The sequence below is a fragment of the Pseudomonas sp. NPDC007930 genome (genome assembly GCF_042958985.1).
In the GTDB taxonomy this organism is placed as follows: Bacteria; Pseudomonadota; Gammaproteobacteria; order Pseudomonadales; family Pseudomonadaceae; genus Aquipseudomonas.
Genome location: NZ_JBIBKC010000011.1, coordinates 105,277 through 119,413, shown reverse-complemented (window position 1 = coordinate 119,413; position 14,137 = coordinate 105,277). Strand labels below are relative to the sequence as shown.

14 protein-coding genes and 1 riboswitch are annotated in these 14,137 nt (G+C 68.5%); of the genes, 6 read left to right on the top strand and 8 right to left on the bottom strand.

Translation table 11 applies throughout. The annotated features are described in order from the left end of the window. Positions 1–44: 44 nt before the first annotated feature. Positions 45–533: a VWA domain-containing protein gene (locus ACFZCE_RS20500; RefSeq protein WP_390942357.1), complete on the top strand. Its 489-nt coding sequence runs from the start codon at positions 45–47 to the stop codon at positions 531–533. Between the two features lie 109 nt (positions 534–642). On the opposite strand, the gene ACFZCE_RS20495 is transcribed toward ACFZCE_RS20500, so the two are convergent. The 4 genes from ACFZCE_RS20495 to pnuC form a co-directional block, all read right to left on the bottom strand. After that, a complete protein-coding gene (locus ACFZCE_RS20495; protein WP_390942356.1) occupies positions 643–1,332 on the bottom strand; it encodes a YetF domain-containing protein in 690 nt (229 codons plus the stop codon). Between the two features lie 71 nt (positions 1,333–1,403). Continuing rightward, positions 1,404–1,667, bottom strand: a complete 264-nt coding sequence (locus ACFZCE_RS20490) for a hypothetical protein (RefSeq protein ID WP_390942355.1) — start codon at positions 1,665–1,667, stop codon at positions 1,404–1,406. Between the two features lie 215 nt (positions 1,668–1,882). Then, positions 1,883–2,410, bottom strand: a complete 528-nt coding sequence (locus ACFZCE_RS20485) for an AAA family ATPase (protein ID WP_390942354.1) — start codon at positions 2,408–2,410, stop codon at positions 1,883–1,885. Then, positions 2,407–2,970 (bottom strand): nicotinamide riboside transporter PnuC, encoded by a 564-nt coding sequence (gene pnuC / locus ACFZCE_RS20480; RefSeq protein WP_390942353.1) that lies wholly within the window; start codon positions 2,968–2,970, stop codon positions 2,407–2,409. The genes ACFZCE_RS20485 and pnuC overlap by 4 nt, the downstream gene beginning before the upstream one ends. A gap of 264 nt (positions 2,971–3,234) precedes the next feature. Here pnuC and ACFZCE_RS20475 point away from each other — a divergent pair, with 264 nt between their 5' ends. Continuing rightward, positions 3,235–4,065, top strand: a complete 831-nt coding sequence (locus ACFZCE_RS20475; protein WP_390942352.1) for an undecaprenyl-diphosphate phosphatase — start codon at positions 3,235–3,237, stop codon at positions 4,063–4,065. An 84-nt stretch (positions 4,066–4,149) separates the two neighbouring features. Here ACFZCE_RS20475 and ACFZCE_RS20470 read toward each other — a convergent pair whose 3' ends face one another. Then, positions 4,150–4,701 (bottom strand): TetR/AcrR family transcriptional regulator, encoded by a 552-nt coding sequence (locus tag ACFZCE_RS20470; RefSeq protein WP_390942351.1) that lies wholly within the window; start codon positions 4,699–4,701, stop codon positions 4,150–4,152. Positions 4,702–4,857: 156 nt separating this feature from the next. On the opposite strand from ACFZCE_RS20470, the gene ACFZCE_RS20465 reads away from it, so the two are divergent. The 3 genes from ACFZCE_RS20465 (at position 4,858) to ACFZCE_RS20455 (ending at position 9,607) form a co-directional block, all read left to right on the top strand. Further along, positions 4,858–5,985 (top strand): efflux RND transporter periplasmic adaptor subunit, encoded by a 1,128-nt coding sequence (locus ACFZCE_RS20465; RefSeq protein ID WP_390942350.1) that lies wholly within the window; start codon positions 4,858–4,860, stop codon positions 5,983–5,985. Next, complete coding sequence (locus ACFZCE_RS20460) at positions 5,982–9,095, top strand: multidrug efflux RND transporter permease subunit (RefSeq protein WP_390942349.1); 3,114 nt, start codon at positions 5,982–5,984, stop codon at positions 9,093–9,095. Before ACFZCE_RS20465 ends, ACFZCE_RS20460 begins: the two co-directional genes overlap by 4 nt. An 80-nt stretch (positions 9,096–9,175) precedes the next feature. Continuing rightward, positions 9,176–9,607, top strand: coding sequence for a hypothetical protein (locus ACFZCE_RS20455; RefSeq protein WP_390942348.1), 432 nt, complete (start codon positions 9,176–9,178; stop codon positions 9,605–9,607). 246 nt (positions 9,608–9,853) lie between these two features. Here ACFZCE_RS20455 and ACFZCE_RS20450 read toward each other — a convergent pair whose 3' ends face one another. From ACFZCE_RS20450 to ACFZCE_RS20440, 3 genes are read right to left on the bottom strand one after another with little or no spacing between them, the layout of a single operon-like run. Beyond that, complete coding sequence (locus tag ACFZCE_RS20450; protein ID WP_390942347.1) at positions 9,854–10,615, bottom strand: ATP-binding cassette domain-containing protein; 762 nt, start codon at positions 10,613–10,615, stop codon at positions 9,854–9,856. Further along, the gene (locus ACFZCE_RS20445) at positions 10,612–11,625 is read right to left on the bottom strand and encodes an iron chelate uptake ABC transporter family permease subunit (RefSeq protein WP_390942346.1); all 1,014 of its coding nucleotides are present in this window, start codon (positions 11,623–11,625) and stop codon (positions 10,612–10,614) included. The genes ACFZCE_RS20450 and ACFZCE_RS20445 overlap by 4 nt, the downstream gene beginning before the upstream one ends. Next, positions 11,622–12,620, bottom strand: a complete 999-nt coding sequence (locus ACFZCE_RS20440) for an ABC transporter substrate-binding protein (RefSeq protein ID WP_390942345.1) — start codon at positions 12,618–12,620, stop codon at positions 11,622–11,624. Before ACFZCE_RS20440 ends, ACFZCE_RS20445 begins: the two co-directional genes overlap by 4 nt. Positions 12,621–12,672: 52 nt before the next feature. After that, positions 12,673–12,745, bottom strand: a riboswitch (cobalamin riboswitch). Positions 12,746–12,925: 180 nt separating this feature from the next. Here ACFZCE_RS20440 and ACFZCE_RS20435 point away from each other — a divergent pair. Beyond that, positions 12,926–14,086, top strand: coding sequence for an MFS transporter (locus ACFZCE_RS20435; RefSeq protein WP_390942344.1), 1,161 nt, complete (start codon positions 12,926–12,928; stop codon positions 14,084–14,086). Positions 14,087–14,137: the final 51 nt, after the last annotated feature.

Here is a 14,137-nt window from a genome sequence, read left to right as displayed (position 1 = left end):
TGGCCGCTGGCCGGCCACGGGCCCGCGCAGCGCTGCGCTGGCGCTTGCGCCAAGGCCCGGCGGCGCAGTTGTGGCTGGTGATCGTCGATGCCTCGGCGTCTACCCAGCGCCACGGCGCCCTGCGCGATGCCAAGGGGGTGCTGGCCGCGCTGTTCGACAGCGCCTATCGCGCCCGCGCCCGGCTGGCGCTGCTCAACGCCAGTGGCGCCAGCCCGCGGTGGGCGCGCCAGGGGTTGAAGGCCAGCGCCGCTTTGCAGGGTTGGCTGGCAGCGCTGGGCGGCGGCGGTGGCACGCCGCTGGCTGAAGCCCTGGCCCTGGCCGGCCCCTGGCTGGCGCGCCGGCGCGCGGCGTGCCCGGAGGAACAGGTGCGCTGCCTGGTGATCACCGACGGCCGCGTGCGCGAGCTCGAGGCGCAGCCGTTGGGGTGCGCCACCTGGCTGCTGGATATTGAACGCGGGGCACTGAGATTGGGGCGGGGCAGGGTGCTGGCGCAGCAGTTGGGGGCGCAGTACCTGCATATTGATGGTGTTTGATCGGGCCCTTCGCCCGGCACAGCCGGCCTCCCACCAGATTTGTGTAAGCCATTGATTTTAGGCGCAACACAGACCCCGTGGGAGGCCGGCTGTGCCGGGCGATGGGCCCTCAAGCCCGCGGATGCTCCAACGCCCGGCTCCACACGTGCTTCTGGCAATGCGGGCACTGCAGCCGCTGCGCCGTGGCCAGGCGCTGCACCCCGCCGCACCATTCGCAGGCATACAACCCCGGCTCCAGCGCTTCTTCCAGCGGCCCGCGATGCTCGCGCGGCAGGATCGACAACCCCGCGCGCACCTGGTCGCGTTCATAGAAGTACAGGCTCACATCGCCGTTCACCTCGAGAAACGCCAGGCGCACCTGGCCCAGGTGTTCAGCGCCGTGCAGGCGCAGTTCCATGAGGAATTCGTCGTGGCTGACGTTGCCGGCATCCAAGTGCTGCAGGGCGAAGCGCCCGTCACGCACAATCAGGATCGGCTTGCCCTCGAACCACTCGCCAAAGCGGGTGCTGGCTTGGGTCAGGCGAATGGTCAGGCGGTAGAGCACGGTCATCGCCACGAAAACCATCAGCACCGGCAGGATCGGCACGTCTTCATAGAAGGTCACGTCGCCGGCGGCGGAGCCAAGGGTGAGGATCACCACCAACTCGAACAACGACAACTGTCGCACGCCACGGCGCCCGGCAATCTTCAGAAAGATGAACACCACCACATAGGCCAGCAGGGTGCGCGCGGCGACTTCCCAAAGAAAGTTGGGGGTGGTCTTTTCCAGCAATAACCGGTGCCAGTCGAAGGCATTCATGGCGAGCGCCGCTTGTTAACGCAGACGCTCTATCGGCAGCACTTGGGGGTATTAAGTTCCCCCGCAGCGAGTTAGGCGGGCATGTGCCAGGCCTGCAGCGAATAGCCTTCTTCCTGAAGTTCCTGGCGAACTTCCTGAAGGCGCGTGGCCAGTTGTTGGGCGTCGGTGTAAGTGCTGCTTGGCAGCAGCGCCTGGCCGATGCGGGTGCTGGTGCGGTCGACCACGGCGAGGCTCAGCGCGCCATTGGCGTCTGGCGCCCAGGCCACGCATTGGAAGGGCTGGAAGGCGTTACCGGCGATCAGAAGGGCTTCGTTGACGCGCAGTGATGCATTCATGGGGTTCGGACTCTCTAGTGACCAAACAAAAATGTGGCCGCGGCTTCACGGTGTGTTTTGCGGCCGGTTGAAAGTGTGGATGCTTGCCGTGCCGGGTGGAGTCACACCGGTTTTGAAAAAACTTTAAAAAAACCGCGCGGCGTTGTTGCTGCCTCTGACGTTTTTTTGTCGGTTTAATTCAATAGCGGCGCCGCCGGCAGACCAACGGCAGGGTATTAAGCGCCGCCCAGGAGTGTGGCAACGTGCCGCACCGCTGCGGCTTCGCGGGCGGCCCAGTCGCCCTCCAGCACGGCATAAGGCTGGCCGTGCAGTTCCAGCCAGTGGCGGTTGGCGTCGAAAAACGCCAGGCGTTGTTCCAGCGCCGGCTGGCAGCGTTGGCCGTCGGCCTGCCAGGGCACGCCGTGGGGCGACAGCAGCAGGTGCAGGTCGTAATGGCGGCTGAGCAGGGTGGGGTTGAGCCAGCGCGGGCAGGCGCCGAACAGCGCCAGGCTCCACAAACGGTTGCTCAGCAGGTGGGTGTCGAGCAGCAGCAGCGCCGGCGCGCGGGCCCGCGCGGCGTCTTCGCGGGCCAGTTGGCCGCGGGCGATCGGGGTGATGTCGGCCAGGCAGGTGTCGCGGCCCAGGGCGGCGAAGTATTCGCGCACGTACTCGCCGACCACTTCGCCGCCAAAGTGCGCCCGCAGCTGCTCGGCCAGCCGGCTTTTACCGGCCGACTCCGGGCCCAGCAGTGCCACCACCTTCACGCTGCCGGCGCCGGCGCGGCCCGCCACTGGCGCCAGCCCAGCGCGGCCAGGGCGACGAACACCACGTACAGCGCGGCGGTGAGGTTCAGCCCCTTGAACAGGTACAGGCCTACGTACACCACGTCGATCGCCAGCCACAGCGGCCAGCATTGCAGGTACTTGCGCGCCATCCAGGCCTGGGCCACCAGGCTGAAAGCGGTGAGCGCGGCATCCAGCCAGGGCTGCTCGGCGTCGGTGAAGTGCGCCATCAGCGCCCCCAGCGCCAGCGCGCCGGCCGCGCCGCAGGCCAGGCCCAGGGCAATGCCGCGCCCGCCCAGGCGGCTGAGCGGGCGGCCCTCGTGGGCCGCGCCGCCGCGGGTCCATTGCCACCAGCCATACAGTTGCAGCACGGCGAACACCACCTGCAGCAGGGCATCGGAATACAGCTTCACGGTAAAGAACAGCCAGGCGTACAACGCCACGCCCACCAGGCCGATCGGCCAGCACCAAGGGGTGCGGATCACCGTCAGCCACACCGACAAGGCGCTGATGGCCACTGCCAGCCATTCGAGGTTCGACATGCTTTCACTCCGATATCACCACGCTAGCGATTGTAATGCGTTGCGTGTTAACTGGGCACCGTTCGTCGCCGCTGAACTGCTGTTACACGGTTTTTATCGGAGAGTCGTGGCATTGGGCTATTATCCGAGGGTCAGAAAACCGCCGCATCCATAATTAGCTTTACGAACCTGTTGATAAGTTTCACGTTTTTTTCAAGCTGCCATCTTTAAATTGAACGCAATAACGCGGCCCGCCTTATCAGTACGGGCCCACCAGGGGGAAAGATGGACGTTTGGACGGCTACGCAAACTATTATCCTCGGCATCGTCGAGGGGCTCACGGAATTCCTGCCCATTTCCAGCACCGGGCACCAGATCATCGTCGCCGACCTGCTCGGCTTTGGCGGTGAGCGTTTCAAAGCGTTCAACATCATCATCCAGCTCGGCGCCATCCTCGCGGTGGTGTGGGAATTCCGCCGCAAAATCCTTGAAGTGGTCGGCGGCCTGGCCAGCGAGCCCAAGGCGCGGCGCTTCACCGTCAACCTGATGCTGGCGTTCTTCCCGGCAGTGATTCTCGGTGTGCTGTTCGCCGACCAGATCCAGGAATACCTGTTCAACCCCATCACCGTGGCGGTGGCCCTGGTGGTCGGCGGCTTCGTCATGCTTTGGGCGGAAAAACGCCAGCACACCGTGCGGGTCGATCATGTCGACTTCATGCGCTGGAGCGATGCGCTGAAGGTGGGCTGCTGCCAGTGCCTGGCGATGATCCCCGGTACCTCGCGCTCCGGCTCGACCATCATCGGCGGCCTGTTGTTCGGCCTGTCGCGCAAGGCGGCCACCGAGTTCTCGTTCTTCCTGGCGATGCCGACCATGGTCGGCGCGGCGGTTTACTCGGGCTACAAGTACCGCCACCTGTTCCAGGCCAGTGATTTCCCCGTGTTCGCGCTGGGCTTCGTGGTGTCGTTCATCTTCGCCATGATCGCCGTGCGCGCGCTGCTCAAGTTCATCGCCAACCACAGCTATGCGGTGTTCGCCTGGTACCGGATCGCCTTCGGCCTGGTGATCCTGGCGACCTGGCAGTTTGGTTGGGTGGATTGGAGCAGTGCGCAGGGGTAATCGTTTAGCGCCGATCGCCCCTTCGCCCGGCGGTGCCGGGCGAAGGGGCGCCAGCTCACTACAGCTCTACAGTTCCTTCGAAGATCACCCCGCCGCCCCCCGCAAGAACATACTCTCCAAAACCCGCGCCGACGCCGCCGGCGCGGCGCGGCCGTTGCGTTCGGCGTCGATCATGCCGATCAGCAGCGAGGCGAACAGGTCGCTGAGCACCGCGGCGCTGATGTCGATGCGGAAGAACCCGGCCTGTTGGCCGCGCAGGAAGTACCCGTCGAGCGCGGCGATGTAGGGGTTCCATGGGCTGGCGGGGTCGGTCCAGGCGAGCGTGTCGGGTTTGTACTGGAAGATCAGAAACAGCAGCAGCTCGCGCTCGGCCAGGTGGCCGTCGATCAGTGCGCGCAACGCCTCGGGCGGGGCGGCGTGTTCCAGGTTGGCGGCCGCGATCAGGCGCTTCATCACCACCGAAGTGTGGGCCATCAGTTGCTCAATGAGCGCCTCGCGGGTGCCGCACAGCCGGTGCAGGGTTGCCTTGCTCACGCCCACGGCTTCGGCCAGGGCCTTCACGGTCGCCCGCGGGCGGTCGACGATGGCCACGGCCAGGGCTTTGAGCAGGGTATCGTCCAGTTCGGTGCGGCGCATCCAGGGGTCCAGGCTGAGGGCTTACGCTGAGCATTGTGCCCAAATAACCCTGCGTTACATAGTGAAATAATTAAAATAGGTTCAAATGAGACATTATTGTCTCAATGGAAGCGTTGCTCTATGATCGCCGCTTTGCGATCTGGCCTGGGAGGCCTTATGACGACCTGTGGTTCACTGCGCCGTTGGCGTTGCGCGGGCCTTGCCGTGCTGGTACTGGGTGGGCTGGGCGGTTGCGACAAGCCGCCGGCGGCCGAGGCGCCGGCGCCGCGGCAGGTGCAGGTGGTCACCACCCATGCCGCGCCCTTGGCGCTGTTCGCCGAGCTGCCGGGGCGGATCGAACCGGTACGGGTCGCCGAGGTGCGCGCGCGGGTGCCGGGGGTGGTGCTCAAGCAGGTGTTCAACGAGGGCGCCGACGTGCAGGCCGGCGAGCTGCTGTTCCAGATCGACCCGGCGCCGCTGCGCGCCACCGTGGCCCGCGCCCGCGCCGAGCTGGCGCGCAGCGAGGCGCAGGTGTTCGACACCCGTGCCCGGCTCAACCGCGCCGAAGCGCTGGCCAGCGAGGGCGCCGTCAGCGGCCAGGACCTCGACAGCGCGCGGGTCAACCTCAAGGCCGCCGAGGCCACCCGGCAGAGCGCGGCGGCCGACCTCGACACCGCCCAGCTCAACCTCGGCTACGCCACGGTGCGCGCGCCGATCGCCGGGCGCATCGGCCGCGCGCTGGTCACCGAAGGCGCGCTGGTGGGGCAGGGCGAGGCCACGCTGATGGCGCGTATTCAGCAATTGGACCCGGTCTACGCCGACTTCACCCAGCCGGTCGCCGACGCCCTGCGCCTGCGCCTGCGCCAGGCCCAGGCCAGCGGCGGCGCCCCGGCGGCGCTCAGCCTGGGGGTCGAAAGCCTGGAGCGGCGGGTGCCGGGGGAACTGGTGTTCAGCGATGTCAGCGTTGACCGGCAAACCGGCCAAGTGAGCCTGCGCGGGCGTTTCGCCAACCCAGACAAATGGCTGCTGCCGGGCATGTACGTCCGGGTGCGCGCGCCACAGGGCATCGACCCGGCGGCCATCGTGGTGCCGCAGCGGGCGGTGCAGCACACCGCCACTGGCGCGGCCCAGGTGTTGCTGGTCAGCGCCGAGGGCGTGGTCGAGGCGCGGGCGGTGAGTACCGGGGCGATGCTCCCCGACGGCTGGCAGATCAGCGCCGGGCTCAAGCCCGGTGAGCAGGTGATCGTCGGCGGCCAGGGCGCGGTCAACCCGGGCGACCGCGTGCAGGTGGTGCCAGCGCCATGAAACTCTCCGGGTTTTTCATCCAGCGGCCCAACTTCGCCTGGGTCGTCGCGTTGTTCATCTGCCTGGCCGGGTTGCTGGCGCTGCCGCTGCTGCCGGTGGCGCAGTACCCCAACGTGGCGCCGCCACAGATCACCATCACCGCCAGCTACCCCGGCGCCTCGGCGCAGGTGCTGGCCGACACGGTCACCAGCGTGATCGAAGACGAGCTCAATGGCGCCACCGGGCTGCTGTACTTCGAGTCGACCAGCAATGCCAACGGCGTGGCCGAGATCGTCGTCACCTTCAAGCCCGGCGTGGCCCCGGCGCTGGCGCAAATCGACGTGCAGAACCGCCTGAAGAAGGCCGAGGCGCGCATCCCCCAGGCGGTGCTGGCCCAGGGCATCGACGTGCAGCAAACCAGCGCTGGCTTTCTGCTGATCTACGCCCTCAGCTACAAGGCCGGTGCCGCCCGGCAAGACCCAGTGGCGCTGGCCGACTACGCCGCGCGCAGCGTCAACAATGAAATCCGCCGCCTGCCCGGCGTCGGCAAGGTGCAGTTCTTCGCCTCCGAGGCGGCGATGCGGGTGTGGGTCGACCCGCAGGCGTTGATCGGCTACGGGCTGGGCATCGACGATGTGCGCGCGGCGATTGCCGCGCAGAACATCCAGGTGCCGGCCGGCGCGTTCGGTGCCGCGCCCGGCGCGCCGGGCCAGGAACTGACCGCCACGCTCGCGGTGCAAGGCACGCTGATCACCGCCGAGCAGTTCGGCGGCATCGTGCTGCGCGCCAGCGAAACCGGTGCCAGCGTGCGCCTGCGCGACGTGGCGCGGGTCGAGCTGGGCAGCCAGGACTACAACTTCGGCACCCGGCTCAACGGCAAGCCGGCGGTGGGCGCGGCCATCCAGTTGGCGCCAGAGGCCAATGCCCTGGCCACCGCCGAGGCGGTGCGCCAACGCCTGGGCGAGCTGGCGCAGAACTTCCCCAGCGACGTGGAGTGGTCGGTGCCGTACGACACCTCGCTGTTCGTTGACGTGGCCATCGGCAAGGTCCTGCAAACCCTGGCCGAGGCCATGCTGCTGGTGTTCCTGGTGATGTTCCTGTTCCTGCAGAACCTGCGCTACACGCTGATCCCCACGCTGGTGGTGCCGGTGTGCCTGCTTGGCACCCTGGCGGTGATGTACGCGCTGGGGTTTTCGGTGAACATGCTGACGATGTTCGGCATGGTGCTGGCCATTGGCGTGCTGGTCGACGATGCCATCGTGGTGGTCGAGAACGTCGAGCGGATCATGGCCGAGGAAGGCCTGGGGCCGGTGGCGGCGACCGCCAAGGCGATGAACCAGGTGGGCGGGGCGATCGTTGCGATCACCCTGGTGCTGGCGGCGGTGTTCGTGCCGATGGCGTTCATGGCCGGCTCGGTGGGGGTGATCTACCGGCAGTTTTCACTGTCGCTGGCGGTGTCGATCTTGTTCTCCGGGCTGGTCGCGCTGACGTTCACCCCGGCCTTGTGCGCCACCTTGCTCAAGCCGGTGGCGCCCGGGGACCACGCCAAGGGCGGGCTGTTTGGCCTGTTCAACCGCGGCCTGGCGCGGCTCACTGCGCGCTACAGCACCCTCAACGGCTGGCTGCTGCGCCGCCCCGAGCGGCCGATGCTGGCCTACGCGGTGCTGGTGGTGCTGCTGGGCTGGGGCTACCTGCGCCTGCCTGAATCCTTCGTGCCGGTCGAAGACCAAGGCTACCTGATCGTCGACGTGCAACTGCCGGCCAACGCCACCCAGGCGCGCACTTCGGCCACTGGCGAAGCCCTGGAGCAGTACCTGGGGCAGAACCCGGCGGTGCGGGCGACGTTCTTCATCCTGGGCTTCAGTTTTTCCGGCATGGGCGAGAACGCCGCGCTGGCCTTTCCCACCTTGACCGACTGGGGCCAGCGCGATGCCAACAGCTCGGCGCAAGCGATCAGCGCCCAGGTGAACGCCCGCTTTGCCCAGTCGATGGACGGCAACCTGCTGGCGGTCACCCCGCCGCCGATCGACGGCCTGGGCAACTCCGGCGGCTTCGCCTTGCGCCTGCAAGACCGCGCCGGCCTGGGCCGCGAGGCATTGCTGGCGGCCCGTGACCAACTGCTCGGCGCGGCCGCGAAAAGCCCGACCTTCCTCTACGCGATGATGGAAGGCCTGGCCGACGCACCGCAACTGCGGTTGAGCATCGACCGGGAAAAGGCCCAAGCCCTGGGGGTGGCCTTCGACACCCTGAGCGCGGCGCTGTCCAGCGCCTTCGGCTCGGCGGTGGTCAACGACTTCACCAATGCCGGGCGCCAGCAGCGGGTGGTGATCCAGGCCGAAACCCGCACCCGCATGGCCCCCGACCAGGTGCTGCAGTTGCAGGTGCCGGGGGCGAGCGGGGCGCTGGTGCCGCTGCGCGCGTTCATCACCGCCAGTTGGGAAAACGGCCCGGTACAGATCGCCCGCTATAACGGCTACCCGAGCATCCGCATCAGCGGTGACGTGGCTCCCGGGGTGAGCACCGGCCAGGCGATGGCCGAGCTGCAGGGCATGCTCGCCGCGCTGCCCAAGGGCATCGGCTACGAATGGACGGGGTTGTCTTACCAGCAGCGGATCGCCAGCGGCCAGGCCGGGCAATTGTTTGCCCTGGCCATTGTGGTGGTGTTCCTGCTGTTGGTGGCGCTGTACGAAAGCTGGGCGGTGCCGCTGGCGGTGATGCTGATTGTACCGGTCGGCGCCCTCGGCGCGGTGGCGGCGGTGAGCGCCGCCGGCATGCCCAACGATGTGTACTTCAAGGTGGGGCTGGTGACCATCATCGGCCTGGCGGCGAAGAACGCGATCCTGATCGTCGAGTTCGCCCGCGCCCTGCAGCAGGGCGGCGCCAGCCTGCGCGACGCGGCCATGACCGCCGCGCGGCTGCGGCTGCGGCCGATCGTGATGACCTCGCTGGCGTTCATGCTCGGGGTGCTGCCGCTGGTGGTGGCCCATGGCGCGGGTGCCGCCAGCCAGCGGGCGATCGGTACCGGGGTGCTGGGCGGGATGCTCAGTGCCACGCTGCTGGGGGTGCTGCTGGTGCCGGTGTTCTTCGTTTGGGTGCTCGGCGGGCGGGGCAAGCGCGGCGGCGACGCCTGACCATTGGTAAAACGAGTTCGCGGCCGCGCGGCAGGGCTTCTAGGCTTAGGCGTTAACCCTAAGCGTAGTGAGAACCGCAGATGAACGATGACCCTCCGCTGACCCTGGCACTCCCGCGCACCCGGACCCTCGACGGGCTGTTGCAGCAATTGGACGAGGCCCTGCAGGCTGACCACCACCCCCTGGGGGGGCCGCGCATGAGCCAACTGGTGCGCGAGGTGGTCGCGGCCGACGGGCCGGACTCGTTCTCCCCGCACCTGGGCTTTGCCCTCGATCACCCCGGCGAGCCGGTGCACCCGTTCCGCATGCTGGCCCTGTATGAAGACTTCCTCCCTCGAGTGGGCCGCGAGATGGGCCTGGTCACCGGCCACGGCCTGCCGCCGGAGCGCTGGCTGCCCAGCGACATGCCCCGCACCCGGCAGATCGCCGCCGGCTGGCAGCGTTATGCCCACGTGGTACTGGGCGAGCTCGACCGCGCCATGCGCGTGCGCAGCACGCATTTTTCCCATTGACCGCGGCGCACAGGGGCTATGGCGAAAGGCTTACATCACGGCGCAGCGAACGCCTATTTCCACGCACCCAGCCAGGCCCTAATCTACACACATCCAAACGGTGCCACGGAACAGGCACCGGTGATCAAGGACGATCGACCATAGGCCTCGGAGGCCGCCGGCAGGACGCTGGATGGTCTGGAACGAAGAACCCGCCTCGGCGGGTTTTTTATTGGGCGTTGGCAAAGTGCCAGGCCAGCAAGCCCGTCAGCCCAGGCACTCTACCCGCAACCGGCCAGTCAACGCCGAGCGTTCCACCTGGGCCTGCACCCCGAACGCCTGGGCAATCAGGCTCGGCGTGAGCACCCCTTCGGGCGTGCCTTCAGCCAGTACCCTGCCTTGATGCAACAACACCAGCCGGTCGCAAAAACGCGCGGCCAGGTTCAGGTCGTGCAGGGCCACCACGCAGGTCACCGGTAGCTGCTGCAGCAGGGCAAGCAGCTCGAGCTGGTGCTGGATGTCAAGGTGGTTGGTCGGCTCGTCGAGCAGCAGTTCGCGCGGTTGCTGGGCCAGCGCGCGGGCGATCTGCACGCGCTGGCGTTCGCCGCCGGAGAGGCTGTGCCAGGCGCGCCGGTGCTGCTGGCCAAGGCCCACCTGGCGCAGCGCTGCGCTAACGGCGGCATCGCACTCGGCGCCGGCGCCGCCGAGCAGCCCCAGGTGCGGCGTGCGGCCCAGGCGCACCACCTCCTGCACGGTAACGTCGGCCTCGGTGTGGGCGTGTTGCTCCACCACTGCCAGGCGCCGTGCCAGCGCGCGGCGGCGCCACTGCGCCAGCGGCGTGCCGGCCAGCAGCACTTCGCCGTGGTCTGGCCAGGCCAGCCCGGCAAGCAGTTTGAGCAGGGAGGATTTGCCCGAGCCGTTCGGCCCGATCAGCCCCAGCACGCCGCCGTCGGGCACCCGCAGGCTGACCCCGGCCAGCAGCGGGTGGCCGCGCAGGCGCCAGCTCAGGTCACGGCCGTGCAGGCTCACCGGCGTTGCCCGCTGCGGTAGAGGATCCAGGCGAACGCTGGCGCGCCGACCAGCGCGGTGACCACGCCGATTGGCAGCACCTGCTGCGGCACCAGCAGGCGCGAGGCGATGTCGGCCAGTACCACGAAGTGCGCGCCGATCAGCGCCGCCGCCGGCAACAGCCGGGCGTGCCCGGGGCCGACGATAAAGCGCGCGGCGTGGGGGATCACCAACCCGACGAAGCCCACCGCGCCGACGATGCTCACCAGCGTGGCGGTGAGCAGGGCGGTCAGCCCCAGCAGCGCCAGGCGCAGCGCCGGTACCGGCACGCCAAGGCTGGCCGCGGCGTTGTCGCCAAAGGTGAAGGCGTCGAGCAAGCGCGCGCACAGGGCACTGGCCAACAGCCCGGGCAACACCACCGCGGCGGCCAGCCCGGCGTCGCCCCAGCGCACCCCGGCCAGGCTGCCGAGCAGCCAGAACATCACGCTGCGGGCCTGTTCGGCGTTGGCCGAGGTGGAAACGATGTAGGCGGTCAAGGCATTGAACAACTGCGAGCCGGCCACCCCGGCCAGCAGCATGCGCGTGGGGCCGCCGTCGAGGCGGGCGGCCAGTGCCAGCACCAGCACGAAGGCCAGGCTGGCGCCGAGGAAGGCCCCCAGCGGCAGCCCCAAGGCCGCGCCGCCAACCCCCAGCAACATCACCAGCACCGCGCCGGTCGAGGCGCCGGCGCTGATGCCCAGTACGTAGGGTTCGGCCAGGGCATTGCGCAGCAACGCTTGCAACAACGTGCCGCACACCGCCAGGCCGGCGCCGCAGCAGGCCGCCACCACCGCGCGGCTGGCGCGGTAGTCCCAGACGATGCCTTGCTGGATCGGCGCCACCGGCCACTGGCCCAGGCCCAGGCCGTTGAGCACCGCGTGCAGGGTGGTCAGCCAGGGCAGGCGCACTTCGCCGATCGACGCCGCCAGCAACATCGACACCGGCAGCGCCAACAGCCCGAGCAGCAACAGGCTGCCACGGCGGCGCCTCATGGGTGTGCGGGCCCCAGGCCGGCGGCGACGTCTTCAAGAGCGTCGATCACCCGCAACGATGGGTTCAGCGCTTGCGCCTGGACCACGATCACCCGGTTATTGCGCACCGCGCTCAGTTGCGAGGCGACCGGGTCGCTGCGCAGGAATGCGAGTTTTTTGTCGACGTCGTCGGCCGGGTAGCGGCGCCGGTCCATGCGGGTGATCACCAGGTAATCCGGGTCTTGCTTGGCGATCTGTTCCCAGCTCACATTGGGCCACTCATCGTGGCTGTCGATCACGTTGCGCAGGCCCAGGGTGCGCGCCACCCAGGCCGGCACGCCGGTGTTCCCGGCGACCCAGGCGTCGCCCTCGAGGCGGGCGCTGGAAAACCAGAACACGACCGACGCCGGCTGGCGTTGCGCCTGCGCCTTGGCCACTGCCCGTGCAAGCCGCGCGTGCTGTTCGGCGATCAACGCCTGGCTGCGCGCCGGCACATCGAACACCTGGCCCAGCTCGGTGATTTCGCGGTCGATCAGCGCCAGGCTGAACGGCACCTCGCGGGCGCCATCGCCATTGCTGGTGGCGGTCAGCGCCTTGCCCTCGCAATCGCTGGGCGACACATAGGCCGGGATGCCCAAGCCTTGGAACTGCTCGAAGGTGCCGACATCGCCCTGGGGGCCGATGTCGTAGGTGTACTGGGCGGTGACCAGTTGCGGCAGTTGGCCGGCCACGGCTTCCAGGCTAGGGGCGTTGTCGGCCAGCCGGGGAATGCCCGCGGCCGCGGCCTGCAGCGGTGCCGGCAGCGGCCCGAACCACAGCGCGGTGCCCTTTATCTTCTCGGCCAGGCCCAGGCTCAGGAGGATTTCGGTACTGGCCTGGCCGATGCTCACCACCCGTTCGGGGGCGGCGCTGAAGGTCAGGCGGTGGCCGCAGTTGTTCAGGCTGACCGGGTAATTCGCCGCCAGGGCGGGCAGGGCCAGGCCGAACAAGGCCGTGGCGCAGATAACGCTACGCATGCAACACACTCCGGAGGATCACGCGCCTCCAAGGGGGGATGGGCCTGGCGGGGGTCTGGCTTACAGGGGTTGAGACAACGCCTGCATACAGTGGCGCGACCGCGCCGGTTTCTCACCGGCTTCCCGCGCCAGGCGGTGGAGCGCGGAGGGTAGGGGAGTTGCGCCAGCGCGTCAAACGCTGGCCAGCTCAGCGTGCTGGCCTTGCGGCTCGGCACTGGAACCGAACGCCTTCGCGCCGGTCGGCTTGATTTTTCCCCTGGCAAGGCCGAGGGTATGCGCTTTCTGCCTGATGGACCCGGCCTGCCATGACCGCCCCCGAACCCTTCCAGCACCCGCCCGTGGGCGCCGCCGAGCGTTTTTCCACCCGTGTTGCCTTCTTTATTGCCGGCTTGTGCATGGCCGCCTGGGCGCCGCTGGTGCCGCTGGCGAAAAGCCGCGCGGCCCTGGACGACGGCACCCTCGGGCTGTTGCTGCTGGGCCTGGGCGCCGGTTCGATCGCCAGCATGCCGCTGGCCGGGCACCTGGCCAGTGTGCGCGGCTGCCGCTGGGTGATGGTGCTGGGCGCGCTGGGCATTTGCCTGACCTTGCCGTTGCTGGCCACGCTCTCCAGCCTCGCCGCGCTGGTGCCGGCGATCCTGCTGTTCGGCGCCGCCATGGGCCTGCTCGATTGCGCAATGAACATCCAGTCGGTGTTGGTCGAAAAAGCCAGTGACCGGCCGCTGATGTCGGGCTTTCACGGCTTGTTCAGCGTCGGCGGCATTGCCGGCGCGGCGGGCATGACCGGGCTGCTCAGCCTGGGGCTGGAGGCGTTGCCGGCCACCCTCTGCGTGGTCGCGCTGACGGTGGCCTTGCTGCTGTGGGCGGGGCGGCACTTCCTGCCCTATGGCAGCGAGCGCGATGGCCCGGCCTTCGCGGTGCCCCACGGGGTGGTGCTGTTTCTCGGCGCGCTGTGCTTCATCGTGTTCATGACCGAAGGCGCCATGCTCGACTGGAGCGCGGTGTTCCTGGTGGGCGAGCGGGCGATGCCGCCGAGCTGGGCAGGGCTGGGCTATGCCGCCTTCGCGGCGATGATGACCGCCGGGCGCTTGACCGGCGATGGTATCGTCAGCCGCCTGGGTGGGCCCAAGGTGGTGCTGTTCGGCGGCCTGCTGGCGGCGCTGGGGCTGGGAATTTCGTTGCTGCCACTGGGCTGGCCGGTGGCGCTGCTGGGCTACGGGCTGGTGGGCGCGGGCTGCGCCAATATCGTGCCAGTGCTGTTCACCGCAGTCGGCCGGCAAACCCGCATGCCACAGCGGGTGGCGATCCCGGCGGTGATTTCCATGGGGTATGCGGGCATCCTGCTGGGCCCGGCGCTGATCGGGTTTCTTGCCCACCTGAGCAACCTGCTGTGGGCCCTGGGCGTGCTGATCGTGCTGTTGGCCGCGGTGGCGGCCAGCGGGCGATATTTAGGCTGTGTACGAAATTGATTGAAACGCGGGTTAGGCAAGGCGAAAACCGGCGAGGAAGCGGAGTTGACT

Bases quoted from the DNA above. Each gene is read 5' to 3' on its own strand.
- ACFZCE_RS20495 (WP_390942356.1), bottom strand. From the start codon at position 1,332: ATGAATGCCTTCGACTGGCACCGGTTATTGCTGGAAAAGACCACCCCC.
- ACFZCE_RS20490 (WP_390942355.1), bottom strand. From the start codon at position 1,667: ATGAATGCATCACTGCGCGTCAACGAAGCCCTTCTGATCGCCGGTAAC.
- pnuC (WP_390942353.1), bottom strand. From the start codon at position 2,970: ATGTCGAACCTCGAATGGCTGGCAGTGGCCATCAGCGCCTTGTCGGTG.
- ACFZCE_RS20475 (WP_390942352.1), top strand. From the start codon at position 3,235: ATGGACGTTTGGACGGCTACGCAAACTATTATCCTCGGCATCGTCGAG.
- ACFZCE_RS20470 (WP_390942351.1), bottom strand. From the start codon at position 4,701: ATGCGCCGCACCGAACTGGACGATACCCTGCTCAAAGCCCTGGCCGTG.
- ACFZCE_RS20465 (WP_390942350.1), top strand. From the start codon at position 4,858: ATGACGACCTGTGGTTCACTGCGCCGTTGGCGTTGCGCGGGCCTTGCC.
- ACFZCE_RS20460 (WP_390942349.1), top strand. From the start codon at position 5,982: ATGAAACTCTCCGGGTTTTTCATCCAGCGGCCCAACTTCGCCTGGGTC.
- ACFZCE_RS20455 (WP_390942348.1), top strand. From the start codon at position 9,176: ATGAACGATGACCCTCCGCTGACCCTGGCACTCCCGCGCACCCGGACC.
- ACFZCE_RS20445 (WP_390942346.1), bottom strand. From the start codon at position 11,625: ATGAGGCGCCGCCGTGGCAGCCTGTTGCTGCTCGGGCTGTTGGCGCTG.
- ACFZCE_RS20440 (WP_390942345.1), bottom strand. From the start codon at position 12,620: ATGCGTAGCGTTATCTGCGCCACGGCCTTGTTCGGCCTGGCCCTGCCC.
- ACFZCE_RS20435 (WP_390942344.1), top strand. From the start codon at position 12,926: ATGACCGCCCCCGAACCCTTCCAGCACCCGCCCGTGGGCGCCGCCGAG.